Below are 16462 nucleotides of genomic sequence, written 5' to 3' on the forward strand. Positions count from 1 at the left end.
GGACGGTACAGCGCTGCGGGACGGTCCTGGGCGGGGCGGTGGAACGGGAGGTGGCCGGGGGGAGGTCGTGCGGGGGACGTCGTGCGGGTGGTTCAGGGGTGCGGGTGGTTCAGGGGTGCGGTACCGCCGCCGCCGCGATGCCTTCCACTTCGGTGCCCGCCGGGGCGAGCAGGAAGACGTTGCGGTCGACGCGGTGCATGCCGCTGCCCAGGCCGAAGACGACGCCGGTGCTGAAGTCGAGGATGCGCTTGGCGACTTCGGGATCGGCACCGGTCAGGTCGAGCAGGACCGGGATCTGGGCGATGAGGTATTCCGCCACTTCACGGGCGTCCGCGAAGATCTGGACCCGCAGGACGACGAAGCGCCTCTGTTCGACGGTCGCGTAGTCGCCGGGGATCGTGGTGTGGTCGGCTCTGGACGGCCATTCGTTGCGACCGCGCAGCGGAACGACCTGGGCGAGCCCCTCCCACTGTTCGTCGGTGACGTCGTACCTGCTCACCGGACCACCTCGCCCACGTGCTGTATCTGCATCCGGCCATGATGACGCCGCTCACCCGTTCAGCCCAACTTCGACACGGCTTGCGGGGGTGTCGGCTGCGCCTCATTCCGCCGGCGCCGGGGCGAAAGCGGGGCTAGGCGCAGGACGGGCACAGTCCGCGGTAGGTGACCTCGGCGCCGGACAGGGTGAAGCCGAAGCGTTCCCCGGCGGGGAGGTCGGACAGCGGGTCGCCGGTGGGGTGGACGTCGCGGATGGTGCCGCAGCGCGAGCACACCAAGTGCTGGTGCGGCTGGTGGGCGTTGGGGTCGTAGCGCTTGGCGCGGCCGTCGGTGGAGACCTCGAGGACCTCGCCGAGGCAGACCAGTTCGCCCAGGGTGTTGTAGACGGTCGCGCGGGAGATCTCGGGGAGCAGTCGGGCCGCGCGGACGTGGACCTCGTCGGCGGTCAGGTGCACGTGTTCGCCGTTCAGGACCTCCGCGACGACGCGTCGCTGGGAGGTCATGCGCCAGCCGCGCCCTCGCAGCCGTTCGAGCAGGTCACTCATTCCGGTTCACCTGTCCACGGTTCGGGGGTCGATCGCGATACGCGAAGTGTGCCAGGCGGCGTTCGCGTTCCGAAGGGACCCGTAGGGATGGGGAGGGTTTGTCGGGGCCCCGGCGGTAGGTCCCGGTACGGGTACCCAGGATCTTCCGGGGTCCCCAGGGCCTCCCGGGGTTTCCGGGATCTCCGGGGCCTCCGGGCCCGGGAGCCGGTGGCCCCGGGGTGGGGGGCCGAGGTGGGGCCGAAGGAATATGGGTTTGGTGTTCTTCTTGACTTGGATTTGGTCCATCGTAGGATCGATGGCGCCGCTAGCCTAGGGACAGGAAGACTTCGCCCCACCCGCAACAGGACTCAACGACCCAACCCACCCACCAGACAGGGACGTCATGGGGATCACCGCCGCGAGGACGCGGGGTGCCGGCCCACGGGTGTGCGCCGCGCGGCCGATGACCACGCGCGCGGTCGGCCGCCCCGGCCTCGTGACCGTAACGATGCCGCCTCCGTCGTCCGGGGTCGATGATCCGGCCGGTGGGCCCGCCCATCGGGCAGGTACCCCGGCCGGCGCCCGCGACACCCGGGGCCCGTGCTCCGGCTTCTTCACCGCCCGCAGTTCCTGAGCAATGTGATCCACCGAGTCAAGAAGGATTGCCATGTCCGAGAATCCCGATGCAATCGTCACCGATGCCAAGACGGAGGGCACCGGCGGCTGCCCGGTGGCGCACCAGCGCGCCCCGCACCCGACGCAGGGCGGCGGCAACCGCCAGTGGTGGCCGGAGCGGCTCAATCTGAAGATCCTCGCCAAGAACCCCGCCGTGGCCAACCCGCTCGGTGAGGACTTCGACTACGCCGAGGCGTTCAACGCCCTCGACCTGCCGGCGGTCAAGCGCGACATCGCCGAGGTCCTGACGACGTCCCAGGACTGGTGGCCCGCCGACTTCGGCAACTACGGTCCGCTGATGATCCGTATGGCGTGGCACAGCGCGGGCACGTACCGGATCAGCGACGGCCGGGGCGGTGCCGGGGCCGGGCAGCAGCGTTTCGCGCCGCTCAACAGCTGGCCGGACAACGTGAGCCTCGACAAGGCGCGCCGGCTGCTGTGGCCGGTCAAGAAGAAGTACGGCAAGAGCATCTCGTGGGCCGACCTGATGGTCCTCACCGGCAATGTGGCGCTGGAGACGATGGGCTTCAAGACCTTCGGCTTCGGCGGTGGCCGTGCCGATGTGTGGGAGCCCGACGAGGACGTGTACTGGGGTCCCGAGACCAACTGGCTCGACGACCAGCGCTACACCGGCGACCGTGAGCTGGAGAACCCGCTCGGCGCGGTCCAGATGGGTCTGATCTACGTCAACCCGGAGGGCCCCAACGGCAATCCGGACCCGATCGCGGCGGCGCGCGACATCCGTGAGACGTTCCACCGGATGGCGATGAACGACGAGGAGACCGTCGCGCTGATCGCCGGTGGCCACACCTTCGGCAAGACGCACGGCGCGGGCCCGTCCGAGGCGGTCGGTGACGACCCCGAGGCCGCTTCGCTCGAACAGCAGGGCCTGGGCTGGCGGAACACCCACGGCACCGGTGTGGGTCCCGACGCGATCACCAGCGGTCTGGAGGGCATCTGGACGAACACGCCGACCGCCTGGGACAACAGCTTCTTCGAGATCCTCTTCGGCTACGAGTGGGAGCTGTTCAAGAGCCCGGCCGGCGCCCACCAGTGGCGGCCGAAGGACGGCGCCGGTTCGGACACCGTGCCGGACGCCTTCGACGCGTCGAAGAAGCACGCCCCCACGATGCTGACGACCGACCTGTCGCTGCGCTTCGACCCGGCGTACGAGCAGATCTCGCGGCGCTTCCTGGCGGACCCGCAGGCGTTCGCGGACGCCTTCGCCCGCGCCTGGTACAAGCTGACGCACCGCGACATGGGCCCGGTCGTGCGCTACCTCGGGCCGGAGGTCCCCTCCGAGGAGCTGCTGTGGCAGGACCCGCTGCCGGCCCGGACGTACGACCTCGTCGACGCCCAGGACATCGCCTCCCTCAAGGAGCAGGTCCTCGCCTCGGGGCTCACGGTGTCGCAGCTCGTGTCGACGGCGTGGGCTGCGGCGTCCTCGTTCCGCGGCAGTGACAAGCGCGGCGGCGCCAACGGCGGGCGCATCCGGCTCCAGCCGCAGGCCGGCTGGGAGGTCAACGAGCCCGACGAGCTGGCGGCGGTGCTGCGCACCCTCGAAGGCATCCGTTCGGCGTTCAACTCGGCGCAGTCCGGCGACAAGCAGATCTCGCTGGCCGATCTGGTCGTGCTGGCCGGAGCGGCGGCGGTGGAGAAGGCCGCGAAGGACGGCGGCGTCGCCGTCGAGGTGCCGTTCGCGGCGGGCCGCGTGGACGCCTCGCAGGAGCAGACGGACGTGGAGTCCTTCGCCGCCCTGGAGCCGGCGGCCGACGGGTTCCGCAACTACCTGGGCAAGGGCAACCGGCTGCCGGCCGAGTACCTGCTGCTCGACAAGGCGAACCTGCTGACGCTGAGCGCCCCCGAGCTGACGGTCCTCGTCGGTGGCCTGCGGGTCCTGGGCGCCACCTACCAGCAGTCCGCGCACGGCGTGTTCACCGACACCCCGGGGACGCTCACCAACGACTTCTTCGTGAACCTGCTCGACATGGGGACGACGTGGAAGGCGACGTCCGAGGACCAGAACACCTTCGAGGGCCGCGACAGTGCCACGGACCGCGTCCGCTGGACGGGCACCCGCGCCGACCTGGTGTTCGGCTCCAACTCGGAACTGCGCGCGGTCGCCGAGGTGTACGCGAGCGACGACGCGAAGGAGAAGTTCACGCACGACTTCGTGGCGGCGTGGACCAAGGTCATGAACCTGGACCGCTTCGATCTGGTCTGACCCACCCGCCCGGGCCGTCCTGCGGGGCCGGCCCGGACGTGCCGCCGCGCCCCTCACGCCAACAGGCGTGGGGGGCGCGGCAGTTGGGCGTCCTCGTTCCGGGCCGCGTGGATGGGGTGGGGGCGGGCAGACGGAGACGGGAGTGATCTTGCTGGGCGCGGGGTCGCTTCGCTGCCCGCCCGCCCTCCCGGTCCCGAGTCCGCAGTTCGAAGGAGCCCACCGATGACGATGCCGGTCCGCCGCCACCCCGCCCTCGCGCAGCGTCGGCGCCAGGCGTTCAGTCTGCGCACCACCTCGCTGGGGTTCGGCCTGGTCGCTCTCGTCCTGTGGGGAGTGGCACTGACGTTCCGGACGGCCGTGCAGCCGGACTCCCATCCGCTGGGCGCCGTCCTGGCGCTGCTCGCCCTGCTGTTGCTGTCCACCGCGGCGATACGCAGCAACTGGCTGCGCCGCGCGGCCCGCAGAGCGGCGCTGGAAGCGGCCGTCGCCCCGGAGCCTCCGGCGCCCGTGCTGCCGCCCACCGTCGGCGCACCGCAGGCCGCCGACTGCGCCGACATCGACCCGCTGGCCTTCGAGGACGCGGTCTCACGGCTGTGTGAGCGCGACGGCTGCTCGGACGTGCGGGTGGTGGGCGGAGCGGGCGACCTCGGCGCGGACGTCCTGGCCACCACGCCGGACGGCCGCAGGCTCGTCATCCAGTGCAAGTGCTACGCGCCGGGCCACAAGGTGGGCTCGCAGGACCTCCAGCGCTTCGGCGGCACCTGTTACGCGGTGCACGACGCCGAGCTGGCCGTGGTCGTCACCACCAGCGAGTTCACGGACCCGGCCCTCGGCTATGCCGAGCAGTGCGCCATCCTCTGCTTCGACGGTACGTTCCTGCGCGCCTGGAACAACGGGACGGGCCCGGCGCCGTGGGAGCTCCCCGCGCTGTGAGGTGGCGGCGCGCGGCTGTGCCCGCCCCGACCGCCCCGGTGTTCAGGGGGCCGGGACCGTGCCGACGGCGAGCGTGTTGCCCTCGCTGATGTAGCCGTGCGGTCCGCGCAGCGGGTGCTCCGCGCCGTCCGCGTCGAGGAACGGCGTCCAGTCGCCGGGAAATCCGGCCTCGGTGGCCTGGCGGGCGATGCTGGCGCACGCCTGCGTGTAGAAGGCGAGGGCCGCCGGTTCCAGCGGGGCGTGGTGCTCGATCAGCGTCGTCCGTTGGTGCACCGACACCAGGCCCGCCTCGTCGAGCGCGCGGTGCAGTCGGCGGGTGCGCAGCAACTGGCGTGCGTAGCCGGGGGTGTGGGCGGCGTGCCGGAGGAAGTCGGTGAACTGGAAGGGGTCGCCGGGGCCCGCGCTGATGAGGGAGGCGTCCAGGTCCTTGACGGCGACGAGTCCGCCCGGCCGCACGACCCGCCTGAACTCCCCCAGGGCGCGGGCGAGTTCGTCGTCGTCGAGGTATTGGGTGGTGTTGGCGCACCACACGGCGTCGAAGGAGTCGTCCACGTAGGGAAGGTCGCCCACGTCGCCCTGGCGGACCTCGAAGGTGCCGGGCGCGCGGTGGCGGCCCAGGCGCTCGGCGGCGAGCGCCGCGTTCTCCTCGGCCAGGTCGATCGCCGATACGCCGCCGTCGGGGCCGACCAGGTCGGACAGCCAGGGCAGGAACGCGCCGCTGCCGCAACCGGCGTCCAGGACGTGCAGGCCGGGGCGCAGGCCCACCTGGTCGAGCGCGGCCCGGTAGTGCGGCGCGCAGGCCGCGAAGTGCGCGTCGACGATCTCCTCGTGGGTGAAGCCGAGGCCGGTGGAGGCCGTGTGCCCCCAGGACGCGTGGTCTGTCGTCAGCATGTGCTGTACCCGTTCCGATCCGGTGTGGTGGCGTCGTCGAGCAGGGCGGTGAGGAGGTCGGTGACCTGGTCCGGTGCCTCCAGGGGCTGGAGGTGGCCGGCGCCGGGCAGGGTGACGAGCCGGCCGCGGGGCAGGGCCTCGGCCGTGGTGGCGGCGTCCTGCGCGGTGACGAGTTCGTCCTCGGCGCCCGTGACGACGAGGGCGGGGATGTCGGTGACGCGCAGCACGGGCAGCGAGCCGGGGCGCTCCGCGATGGCGCGCTGCGCCCAGGCCACCGCCTCGGGAGCGGCCCCCTTCGCCATGGTCAGGACCTCCTCGACCAGGTCGGGGCGGCGCTCCCGGGTGCCCGCGCCCAGGAGCAGCGGGGTGGTGCGTGCGACCAGTTGGTCGCGGAGGGTGTCGTCGAGCATCAGGTCGGCGAACCTGCGGCGTTCGGCGGCCGCTTGGGGGGTGTCCGGGGCGGCGCGGGCCGCGAACAGGGCCAGGGCGCGGACCCGGCCGGGGTGGCGGCGCAGGAACGTCATGGCCACGTATCCGCCCATCGAGCATCCGGCGAGGGCCACTTCGCGGATGCCGTGCTCGTCGAGGAGGGCGGCGAGGTCGTCGGCGACCGTCTCCAGGGAGGGTGGTTCGGCGCCCAGGGGGGTGGCACCGAAGCCGCGCTGGTCGGGTGTGAGGACGGTGTGGCCGCGGGCGCGCAGGGCGCGTGCCGGGGCGTCCCACATGGGGGAGGCGAGCGGCAGGGCGTGCAGCAGGACGACCGGCAGGGGCGCGGGGCGGGGGGTGTCGGGCATCAGGGGGCGTTCCGTTCGGCGTCGGCGACCAGGGCTGCGGCGCGCGGGGTGAGGGGGGTGTCGCGCAGCCAGGCCAGGGTCACGGGGGCGGGGGGCAGGTCGTGGATGGGTACGGCCCTGATGTGGGGTGGCAGCACCGCGTCGAGCGACTGGAAGGACACATGGACGGCGTGGGTGGTGGCGAGGATCTCGGCCATGCCCTCGACGGTGGTCATCGGATGGACGCGCCGGAGCGGAACGCCGGTGGGGGTGCGGGGCGGCACCACCAAGTCCCAGACGTAGGGCGGGAATTGACCGGGGCAGGAGAACGCGTCGTAGAGGGCCGCTTCCTCGATCGACACCGAGGCGCGGTCCGCGAGGGGGTGGCCGGCGCCGACGATCAGCGCGCGCCCGTCGTGGGCCACCGGCCCGCTGACGGCGACGTCCGGTTCCTGGAGCCCGTATTTGACGATCATGACGTCCACGGTGTGTTCGCGCAGCGGACGGAACGGCTCGGCGACGTCGTACGGGACGAAGTCCACGTCCTGCGGGCGGTGTCCCGCGCCCGTGATGATGCGGGTGGCGAGGTGGGAGGCGCCGTGGATGCCCAGGCGGACGCGGCGGGGCGGAGCCTGCTTCCCGGTCGTGGGTGCGGGCGGGGTGGGGGGCATCTCAGGTCTCCTCGGTCAGTGCGGCGTAGGCGCGGAGTGCGTCGGTGCGCCGGGGGTCGGCGTCGACGCGCAGGGCGGCGAAGGGGAGGGCCAGCCCGGTCAGGCGGGGCACGGAGCGCAGGGTGAGCCGGTCCCCGGGGGCGATCAGCTGGTCCAGGACCGCCTCGACGAGGAGGTGGTTCACCTGAACCAGGAGCTGGGAGATGGTGACCTGGGCGGTGGCGATGTAGAGGTCCCGGTGGAGGGGCGGGCGGCTGGCGCCGCCGTGGGCCGGCCCGGGGACCTCGATGGTGAGGGGGCTCCACGCGGACAGCTCCCGGGAAGCGTCGAGCGTCTTGAGCAGGCGGCGCAGGGCGGTGGTGGTCTCCTGCGGGGCGGGCCCCGCCCACGCGGCGGAGCCGTCGTCGGCCACGTGGTCGAAGGCGAAGCGTTCGGCGAGGTTGTCCGGGCGGCCCGCGAGGAACACGGTCCGGGTGAAGTCCCGCCGCCATGACGCGGCGCGCTCCCGCGGCACGGACAGCGCGAACCGGCAGGTCTCGGCCACCCATCGCGGGAGGTGGAAGCGGTCCACGACGGCGACGACCAGATGCGGGCCGCCCGGGTCGCTCTCCGCCTCGGCGGCCAGGGCGGCCCGCGCGCCGAGCAGGCCCTGGGGGGTGGTCAGGTCGCACCGCGCGGCCAGTTCGGGGCGGGCCGCGCGCAGCCGACCGGCCGCGACACTGAGCAGCAGCTCGGGCCCCAGGCGCGTCGGTTCCTCGAGGGGGACGCCGGGTGCGCGCGGGGAGTCGAGGACGTGAGGGTTCATGGTGACACCGTGGTGAGCAGGGAGCGGGCCGGGGCGGGGCCGCGCCGGCTGAGCAGGGACGAGGTGAGCCGGTAGGGGTCGATGTGGGTGTGGCCGCGGCGGTGGCGCTGGAGCAGCGCGGGCAGCGCGTCGGGGCCCGGCTCGGGGGCCTGTTCGGCGCGGTCCAGGAGGTGTTCGGCGCGCAGCAGGCTTTTGCGGAGCAGGTCGTGCCGGAAGGATTCCCGCTGGCCCGGTCCGAGGGTGGCGATGAAGTAGAGCCGCATGCCGAGCCGGAGAGCGGCGGGGTCGGCGGCGTCGGTGAGGGAGCGCAGCAGGGTGTCCACGGTGTGGTCGTGCCAGCCGCCGTGCCGGGCCGAGGTGATCCGGCCGTCGATGGGGACGCGGCCGATCGGCACCCGGTGCACGGTGGGCCCCTTGTGGGCCAGTACGCGCTCCAACAGGCGGTAGTCGGGGTCGAGTTCACGGTCGTACAGGACGGCGATCTCGTCGTAGTGGGGTGCCAGCGGCAGGAGTTCGCGCAGGGCGCAGGCGAGGTAGTTGGGGCGGCCGTCGGCGGTGACGATCTGCCGCAGCGGCAGGCCGTACCGGGTGGCGTCCAGGTAGACCGGGCCGCCCACGTCCCGCTGGTCCAGCCCGAGGCCCGCGGCCAGCAGGTCCTCGATCATCTCCTCCAGGGCGAACCCGGGGGGCTGGTGGGAGAGCAGTCCGGGGTCGTGCAGACCGAGCCGTTCGTAGTGGCCCTGCCACAGCCGCAGCACCTGGGCCGCGGCCGGGTGTACGAAGCCGTTGCTCTCGACGGCCTCGGCGTAGGGGCGCAGGTCGCCGGCGGTGGGGGGCCGGCCCTCGGCCCGGTAGCGGACGTACAGCTCACCGATGTCCGTCTCGGTCAGGTCCGCGTAGTGGGTGTCGCCCTGGGTGCGGTCGAGGAACTCCCAGAAACCCAGGGTCTGTTCGGTGAGGTGGTAGGTGGTGTGGCTGTAGCGGAACGTGACGTCGGCGGAGGGCCGGGTGGCCCGGTACATGACGTCCGCCCACAGCAGCCCCTTGAGGTGACTGGGCGTCAGGGGTTTGGACGGGGTGACGGTGACGGGAGCGAGCAGCACCTTGCGCCGGGTGCCGGGGGCCGGCTCCTCGACCGGCCGGGCGGTGGCCGTCGCCGCGCCGGCCCTCATCTCCGCTCCCCGGCGCCGAGGGCGGCGAGCAGTTCCGCACGGGTGGGGGGCCGCTGCCCGGCCGGGGCGGCGGGGGCGCGGCGCACCCGCTGCGTGAAGCCGGCCGCGTCGAAGACGTCCTCGGGCGTGTTCAGACCCATCAAGACGCGGACGAGTCCGCGCCAGACCGCGGCGTCGCCGGCGGCGGCCCCGGCGATCTCCGCGAGATGGGGGCGGCCGCGCGGGGCGGGTGGGGCGGGCGGCGGCGGGGCGCCCTCGGCGCGGGAGCGCCACAGCGCGGCGCGCGCCCCGCTGTCGTGGGTGGCCTGGTCGAACCAGGGGCGGTAGAGGTCGTCGGCGAGACGCACGGCGCGTTCGCTCTGCTCCCTGCCCGGCTCGGGGTGCGCGGTGAGCAACTCGGCCAGTTCGAAGGCGTGTTGGAGGGCCAGCGACATGCCGCGCCCGTACAGCGGGTCGGTGACGCAGGCGGCGTCCCCGACGGGGAACAGGGCGGTGGCCTGGCGCGGTCCGGGCCGCGCGGTGGAGCGCAGCACGTTCGGGGGCGTGGTGATGGCCCGCACCTCGGACAGGGGCGTCGCGACGCGCTCGTCCGTCCACGGCGCCACATGCGGCGACAGCCGGGCGGCGGCGGTGAAACCGGCCGGGGTGCGCAGGGCGTCGGTGGCCGGGTCGGCGGTCGGCGCCCCGAGCGCGATGGCGAAGGTGCCGTTGTCGGCGGGGTGCACGACGGCCGCCCAGTGGTCCCAGATGCCTCCGGCGGCGTTGCCCCGGTTGAGCGGCCCGGGGAAGGTCTGGCCGGGTGTGTCCAGGCGGTAGAAGCGGGTGAAGCAGCGCAGCTCGGTGGGGCCCGTCAGGTCGACGCCCACCGGCAGACCGACGTCCGCCAGCCAGGAGAGGGAGGCGGCGCGCCGGCCCGTGGCGTCCACCACGTAGCGGGCCGGCACGGGGGCACCGAGGCCGGTCACGACACCGGTGACGCGGGTCCGGGACGGGTCCAGGAGCAGGCCCCGCACGGTCGTGCCGTGCTCCAGGGTGACGCCCGGCAGGTTCCGCACCCCCCGGTACAGGAGCAGTTCGAGGAAGGTGCGGCGCACCGCGAGGGCCACCAGGTCGTCGTCGGCCGGTTCGCGGGGCCCGGCGGGCGCGGCCGCGGTGAGGTCGAGGAGCTGGGCGCCGTCCGCCAGGGCGCTTTCGAGGAGCCACGGCGCCCGCCGGCGCAGCACGCGCACCCCGAGCGAGGTGAGGATGTGGGAGTGGCCGCTCTGGGGGACGGTGGGGCGCTCCCACAGTTCGGCGGCCTTGGCGGCGGGTCCTTCCGGGGGCGGGGCGGAGCGTTCCAGGACCCGTACGGGCAGGCCGCGTTCGGCCAGGGCCAGGGCGGTGGCGAGCCCGGCGATGCTGCCGCCCACCACGACGACGGGGGTGGCGCCGGGCGTGGTCAACGCCGCCGCCCGTGGACGAAGAACACCCGGCGCACGTCCTTGACGGAACGCTCCGGTACGGGGTCGGGCCAGCGGCCGAAGTCGGCGCCGGGCTCGCCGGGCTGGACGGCGGCGACGTCGAATCCGTACGCGTCGAAGAGCGCTTCGGGCTCGTCGCTGCCGAACAGCCAGGGGCAGCCCCAGTTCGCGAACACGTCGAGCAGGCCGCGCATCTGAGGGAGCGTCAGCGCGGCCGCGTTCACGAGGTCGGCCGCTATGCGGCTGCCGGGCGCGGAGATCGCGGCGACGCGCTCCAGCATGCGGCGCGTGTCGGGTTCGGGGATGTAGTAGAGCAGCCCTTCCAGGAGCCAGGTCGAGGGCAGCGCCGGGTCGTAGCCGGCGGCGACGAGCCGGTCCTCCCAGTCGTCGGCGGTGAGGTCGACGGCGACGGAGTGGTGCGCCACGCGGGGGGTGACGCCCTGGAGGCGGTCGGCCTTGAACTCCAGGACGGCGGGCCGGTCGATCTCGAAGTAGCGGATGTGGTCGGGCCATGTCATCCGGTAGGCACGGGAGTCCATGCCGGAGGGGGCCAGCACGATCTGCGTCATCCGCGGGTCCCGCGCGGCGTCCCGCAGGAAGTCGTCGAAGAACCGGGTGCGGATGGCGTTGTAGTCGGGGGTGCTGGGCAGCGAACGCGGCCGGTCGGGCGGGAAGGTGGCGGCGCGCACCTCGGCCAGCAGCTCGGGCCCGGCGTCGCCGCACAGCCGGGCGGCGTACGGGTCCTCGTAGAGCCGGTCCGCGCGCTGGGTCTCGGCGCCCCGCAGTGCCGCGGTGAGCAGGGCGGTCCGCTCCACCGGGTTGAGCAGTTCGGTCATCGGGGCTCTCCTTGTGCGTGGGTGATCGGCGTGTTCGGGGGTGGGAACGGGCGCGGGCCGGGGCACCTGGACGCCCAACCGGCCGGTGGGGGGCGGCTGTTGGGGCGGGTGGGTCAGGCGGTTCCCGTCAGGCGGTGCCAGAGCGTGGTGTCCTGCCGGAACAGGCGGTCCTTGACCTGGGTGGGGCGGATGCCGGTGGCGACCGCGGCGTGCCAGTCGCGCTGGAAGGCGTCCCGGTCCAGGAGGCGCAGGGTGGGGGCCGCCAGGCGGTGGTCGGTGCGGGCCCGGGCGTAGTCGGCGGACTCCCGCGCGAGGGCCGCGTCCACCAGGGAGGTGAAGCGGTCCGCCTCGGCCCGCTGCCAGGGGGATCGCGGGGCGACGGCGAAGACGTAGTGCGGGGCGCTCTCGCGGGAGGTGCGCTCGGTGCGGCAGGCGATGTTGACGAGGCCGAGACCGGTGGCGTCCAGTGCGGTGCGTACGGCCCGGATCACCTGGGATTCGCGCAGCCGCTCCCCCACCGCGTCGGACCGGTTGGCGCGGCCCGCGTAGGCGACCCGGGGCACGCCGCCGGGCATGTCCACGACCCGTACGACATCGCCCACGGCGTAGCGGTAGAGACCTCCGACATGGCTGAAGATCACGTGGTATTCGCGTCCCGCCTCCAGTTCGTGGGGCAGCAGCGTCTCGGCGTCGGGGGTGAGGTCGGCGTCGGCGTCCACGAACTCGTACACGGAGGCGGTGACGACCAGGCTGCCCGCCGAGCCGTGCCGGTCCAGCGGCACCCCGACCGGCCCCTCGGAGGCGGCGACCGGCGCCGGCAGTGCGGCGACGCCGGAGCCGAAGCGCTCGCACAGCGAGGGCAGATAGAGGGAGGCGACGCCGGTGGTCCAGCCGAACAGGGCGCTCATCCGCGGCCACACCTGGGCCGGGGTCACCGTCCCGAAGTAGTCGGCGAGCCGCGCCAGTTCGGCGGCGCGTGCCGGGTCCGGACTTCCATGGGGCACACCATTCAGGGTTCCGTCCCGCACCTCTTTGACGATCCGTTCCCACCACAGGCCGAGCTGGTACGGCACGGCCGCGATCATGGCCGGATTAATGCCGATGAGGCAGCGCACATCGCTCTGCACGGCAAGCCGCAGCCGCAGATACATCTTCTCCAGGTGGTCGTCGGGAGCGACGTCCACGGGGAGGGTGCCCCAGGGCGCGGCGGTGCCGAGTTCGGCGGAGAGCGGCTCGCCGAACTTCCCGCCGAAGTCGACCTGGCTGGCGCCGACATGGGGCCGGCCGCCGGAGGTGGTGGGCGGGGCGCTCAGCGGGTCGTGCTTGAGGTTGAGAACGGCGTCGGGCCGGCGCATGACATCGGGGTGGTTCTCGATGAGGGGGGCCCAGGCCGCGTAGTAGAAGGGGAAGAAGGTGGTGCGCATGAAGCGCGGGGTGACCGGGATCTTCTTGTGGGCGCCGGTGCTTCCGCTACTGGTGAAGTAGACGACGGGCTGATCGGCCGAGAGCAGGTTGGGCTCGCCCGCCGCCATCCGTTCGATGAGCGGGGCATGGGCGGCGTAGTCCTGTACGGGGACGGCCTTGCGGAAGTCGTCGATGTCACGGATCCGGCCGAAGCCGTGCCGCTTGCCGAACTCGGTGCCGGAGTTGAAGTCGAGCAGGTCACCGAGTACGGCCTGCTGGTGCCCGCGCAGGTCGCCGAGGGCCTCGGTCAGCCGGGCGCGTTCGGCGAAGACCCGCTCGCGGTAGCGCTCGGCGTGCCCGGGCGCCACCCAACCGTCCACGGTGGCGCGGGAGTTCACTTCTGGCGAGGGGGGCCGGACGGCCGCGCTGTCGGTGGTCACAGGGAGAGCACCTCCACCACGGCTTCGGCGGCCCTGGCCGCGCTCGGCTGTTCCTCGATGATCGTCACGGGCACGTCCCGCACCTCTTCCAGCATCAGTTTGCGAAGACTCCTCTGGTAGCTCTCGAACCCCAGCCACTCGGGGCGGTCGCCGAAGTACTCCAGCGGGTTGAGCCGCGCACCCTCACCCGAGCGCGCCCAGGCGGACGCGGGAGAGACGTCGAGGTAGACGACCACGCGGGGCTGCGGGAAGGACCGCCACCAGGTGTACATGGGGTTGTGCCGGATCCCGGCCAGCCGGCACTTGGCGAGGATCTTGTAGTAGTAGGAGTCCATGAGCAGCGGCACGTCGTCCTGGTGCCGCTCCAGCTCGTCCCTGAGATGCACCACCGCGGTCTGCAGGACGCTGGCCAGGAAGTCGGTGGAGTAGTACGTGCCCAGGTGCGGCAGGACGTCCTCGACGACGTTGCGGCGCAGCGCGCCGACGAGGGCGTGTCCGGGGCCGACGAGGCCGTGGTCGGTGGACAGGGTGCGCAGGCCGGGCAGCCGGGCGGCGACCTCGGCCATGACGGAGGACTTGCCCGCGCCGTCCGGACCCAACAGCACGTAAAACGGCCGGAGTTGGTCAGCCACGGCCGGCCTCCCCCGCCGCGCGTCCGGCGTCGCCGGACGCCTTGCGTATCCGTGGCAGATCGGCCATGCCCTTGCTCCAAGAGGTAGTCGCTCACCGGGGGCCTCATGACAGCAAGGGCGCGTTCCTTTCACCTACCCCCGAAATACCTCAGGGGGTTGCCGGCGCCGCGAACGGCCCGCCCGGCCGTGGCGTGAATGTGCCCAACGGGCCTGGCAGGCGGGCGAGTCGGGAGTGCGCCGCGCGGCGCATACCGGCCCCTGCGCAGCGCGTTCCGACCGGGGGCCGCGAGCGTGCCGGCCCGGGGCGGGGCCGCGCGACAATCAACTAAACCAACCAGTTGACTTAAACCAACTGGTTGATGTATTCATGGAGCATAGCCAATGCGGCGAGCGGCGCAGCTCCGCTCCACCCACCGGCGGCGCTGCTTTCTCGGCGCTCCCTGTACGCCCCATGGAACGGGCCGGTGACGAACCCCGGGTGCCCCACGGGCCCGGTTCGCACCACGGCCCATCTCTCTCCGTCGACCCCTCGACCCCAGGGATTGCTCCCATGTCGGATTCAGACACCATCCCGGCGCCGCCCAAGCCCGTACCGAGCGCGACCGCGCCGGTGCGGCCCGTCCTCTTCCTCGCCATGGCGGTGTGCGCCGGCGCGACGGTCGCGAACGTCTATCTGGCCCAGCCCCTGCTCACCCTGTTCGCACACGGCCTCGGCGTGTCCTCGTCCTCGGCGGGCATCGTCGTCACCTGCGCCCAGCTCGGTTACGCCGCCGGCATCCTCTTCCTCGTACCGCTCGGCGACATCCGCAGCCGGCGCCCGCTGCTCACCGTCATGCTGAGCGGCACGGTCCTGGCCCTGCTGATGGCCGCCGCCGCACCCGCCCTCTCCGTCCTGGCCGCGGCCGCCGCCCTCATCGGCGGCGTCACCGTGATCCCCCAGGTGCTCGTGCCGCTCGCCGCCGAACTCGCACCGCCCGAGCGGCGTGCCTCCGTCGTGGCCAATGTGCAGATCGGCCTCATGAGCGGCATCATCGGCTCCCGCGTCATCGGCGGTCTGGTGGGCGAGGCGCTCGGCTGGCGGGCGGTCTATCTGCTCGCCGCCGTCCTGACCGCCCTGAGCGGTCTCGTCACGCTGGCCCTGCTGCCCCGCGAGGGTGCCCGACAGGCCATGCCGTACGGCAGGCTCCTCGCCTCGCTGCCCGCGCTGCTGCGCCAGGAACCGGCGCTGCGCCACTCCTGTCTGATGCACGGCGCGCTGTTCGGGGCGTACACCACCACCTGGACCACCCTCGTCTTCGCCCTCGCCCAGGAGCCGTACCACTACAGCAGCGCGACCGCCGGCCTGTTCGGACTGGTCGGGCTCGCCGGGGCCTTCGTGGCTCCCTGGGCCGGCCGGTACATCGACCGCAAGGGAGCCGCGCCGATCATCGCGGTGTCCCTGGCGATGACCCTCCTGTCGGCCGGCGCCTACGCGCTCGGCGGCAACACCCTGGTGTTCATGCTCCTCGCGGTGCTCCTGGCCAATGTGGCCGTGCAGTGGAGCCAGATCGCCAACCAGGCGCGGATCTTCTCCTACCTGCCCGAATCCCGCAGTCGCGCCAACACCGTGTACATGGTCGCCGCGTTCCTCAGCGGTGCCATCGCCGCGGCCCTGGCCAGCGCGTGCTTCTCCTGGCACGGCTGGGGCGCCGTCTGCGCCCTCCAGGCGGTCCTCGCGATCGCCGGGCTCCTCGCGGTGCCCACCATGCGGCGCTACGACGGCCGCGGCGCCGCGAGCGCCACGGCCTGACCCGGCCCGCCCTGCCCCCACACCCCTCTTCCCGACCGAACCACCCTCCGCACGTCCGACCAGAGCGAAAGAGAGAAACAGGCCATGACGTTTCCCGCCATGCCCAAGTCCGTGCTCCAGTTCTTCAGCGCCTCCCAGAAGGGTGACGCGGACGCCTGGGCCGACGCCTTCGAAGAGGGCGCCGTCTTCCACGACCCGGTCGGCTCCAAGCCCATCGAGGGCCGCGAGGCGATCCGCGCGTTCATCAAGTCCGTCATCCCCAACTTCGACCCCTTCCTCGGCCTGACGCCGCTGGAGGTCCACACCGTGGGCACGTCGGTCGCCGTCTCCTGGCACGGCGCGGCCGTCGCCAAGAACGGCAAGCCCGTGAACTGGTCGGGCATCAACGTGTACGAGCTCGGCGAGACCGGCCTCATCCGCGAGGCGAAGGCGTACTTCAACCACGCCGTCTTCGAGGCCCAGCTCTGACACCCGGCCGACGGCCCGTCGCGGTCCCCCCACGGCCCGCGCCCGCCGGTCACCCGGCAGGTGTACGCGCCTGATCCGCCGGCGACGCCCTGAGCACGGCGAAGGGACGGATCCGGCCACCGAATCCGTCCCGTCAGCTCCTGTGCCGATCTCCACGCGGTTCCCCAGATCGGCGTGTGCCCCCCGGCCACCACCCCCCCCCGGCCGGGGGACACACGCTCGAATCCGGCATGCAATGTTCGCCCGGGACACTGTGCATCCGCCCTC

Annotated in this window: 15 protein-coding genes; 4 read left to right on the forward strand and 11 right to left on the reverse strand. The window is 73.0% G+C overall.

Features of this window, described 5'->3' with window-relative positions:
* Positions 1-109 precede the first annotated feature (109 nt).
* Both N4G70_RS17790 and N4G70_RS17795 read right to left on the reverse strand, forming a co-directional pair.
* Complete coding sequence (locus N4G70_RS17790; protein WP_161251283.1) at positions 110-499, reverse strand: cell division protein SepF; 390 nt, start codon at positions 497-499, stop codon at positions 110-112.
* Positions 500-632: 133 nt separating this feature from the next.
* Positions 633-1043: a Fur family transcriptional regulator gene (locus N4G70_RS17795; protein WP_261713635.1), complete on the reverse strand. Its 411-nt coding sequence runs from the start codon at positions 1041-1043 to the stop codon at positions 633-635.
* A 646-nt stretch (positions 1044-1689) separates the two neighbouring features.
* On the opposite strand from N4G70_RS17795, the gene katG reads away from it, so the two are divergent.
* Together katG and N4G70_RS17805 are read left to right on the forward strand one after the other, a co-directional pair.
* Positions 1690-3921 carry a catalase/peroxidase HPI gene (gene katG / locus N4G70_RS17800; RefSeq protein ID WP_261713636.1) on the forward strand — a complete coding sequence of 744 codons (2232 nt, stop codon included), beginning with the start codon at positions 1690-1692 and terminating at the stop codon, positions 3919-3921.
* A 222-nt stretch (positions 3922-4143) separates the two neighbouring features.
* A complete protein-coding gene (locus tag N4G70_RS17805; RefSeq protein ID WP_261713637.1) occupies positions 4144-4854 on the forward strand; it encodes a restriction endonuclease in 711 nt (236 codons plus the stop codon).
* 42 nt (positions 4855-4896) lie between these two features.
* Here N4G70_RS17805 and N4G70_RS17810 read toward each other — a convergent pair whose 3' ends face one another.
* The 9 genes from N4G70_RS17810 to N4G70_RS17850 all read right to left on the reverse strand — a co-directional run bounded on the left by N4G70_RS17810 (position 4897) and on the right by N4G70_RS17850 (position 13938).
* The gene (locus tag N4G70_RS17810) at positions 4897-5745 is read right to left on the reverse strand and encodes a class I SAM-dependent methyltransferase (RefSeq protein WP_261713638.1); all 849 of its coding nucleotides are present in this window, start codon (positions 5743-5745) and stop codon (positions 4897-4899) included.
* Positions 5739-6539, reverse strand: coding sequence for an alpha/beta fold hydrolase (locus tag N4G70_RS17815; RefSeq protein ID WP_261713639.1), 801 nt, complete (start codon positions 6537-6539; stop codon positions 5739-5741). The genes N4G70_RS17810 and N4G70_RS17815 overlap by 7 nt, the downstream gene beginning before the upstream one ends.
* Positions 6539-7189, reverse strand: coding sequence for a substrate-binding domain-containing protein (locus tag N4G70_RS17820; protein ID WP_261713640.1), 651 nt, complete (start codon positions 7187-7189; stop codon positions 6539-6541). Before N4G70_RS17820 ends, N4G70_RS17815 begins: the two co-directional genes overlap by 1 nt.
* 1 nt (position 7190) lies before the next feature.
* Positions 7191-7994 carry a DUF6182 family protein gene (locus N4G70_RS17825; RefSeq protein WP_261713641.1) on the reverse strand — a complete coding sequence of 268 codons (804 nt, stop codon included), beginning with the start codon at positions 7992-7994 and terminating at the stop codon, positions 7191-7193.
* Positions 7991-9166: a hypothetical protein gene (locus N4G70_RS17830; protein ID WP_261713642.1), complete on the reverse strand. Its 1176-nt coding sequence runs from the start codon at positions 9164-9166 to the stop codon at positions 7991-7993. Before N4G70_RS17830 ends, N4G70_RS17825 begins: the two co-directional genes overlap by 4 nt.
* Positions 9163-10608 carry an NAD(P)/FAD-dependent oxidoreductase gene (locus N4G70_RS17835; RefSeq protein ID WP_261713643.1) on the reverse strand — a complete coding sequence of 482 codons (1446 nt, stop codon included), beginning with the start codon at positions 10606-10608 and terminating at the stop codon, positions 9163-9165. Before N4G70_RS17835 ends, N4G70_RS17830 begins: the two co-directional genes overlap by 4 nt.
* Positions 10605-11462, reverse strand: coding sequence for an SAM-dependent methyltransferase (locus N4G70_RS17840; RefSeq protein ID WP_261713644.1), 858 nt, complete (start codon positions 11460-11462; stop codon positions 10605-10607). Before N4G70_RS17840 ends, N4G70_RS17835 begins: the two co-directional genes overlap by 4 nt.
* Positions 11463-11575: 113 nt before the next feature.
* The gene (locus tag N4G70_RS17845; protein WP_261713784.1) at positions 11576-13246 is read right to left on the reverse strand and encodes a GH3 auxin-responsive promoter family protein; all 1671 of its coding nucleotides are present in this window, start codon (positions 13244-13246) and stop codon (positions 11576-11578) included.
* A gap of 56 nt (positions 13247-13302) precedes the next feature.
* The gene (locus N4G70_RS17850) at positions 13303-13938 is read right to left on the reverse strand and encodes a hypothetical protein (RefSeq protein WP_315904266.1); all 636 of its coding nucleotides are present in this window, start codon (positions 13936-13938) and stop codon (positions 13303-13305) included.
* A 550-nt stretch (positions 13939-14488) separates the two neighbouring features.
* Here N4G70_RS17850 and N4G70_RS17855 point away from each other — a divergent pair.
* On the forward strand, positions 14489-15727 hold the full coding sequence (locus N4G70_RS17855; protein ID WP_261713645.1) for an MFS transporter: 1239 nt from the start codon (positions 14489-14491) through the stop codon (positions 15725-15727).
* 84 nt (positions 15728-15811) lie between these two features.
* The gene (locus N4G70_RS17860) at positions 15812-16195 is read left to right on the forward strand and encodes a nuclear transport factor 2 family protein (RefSeq protein WP_261713646.1); all 384 of its coding nucleotides are present in this window, start codon (positions 15812-15814) and stop codon (positions 16193-16195) included.
* The last annotated feature ends 267 nt before the right edge of the window (positions 16196-16462 follow it).

The organism is Streptomyces sp. ASQP_92 (assembly GCF_025399895.1).
In the GTDB taxonomy this organism is placed as follows: domain Bacteria; phylum Actinomycetota; class Actinomycetes; order Streptomycetales; family Streptomycetaceae; genus Streptomyces.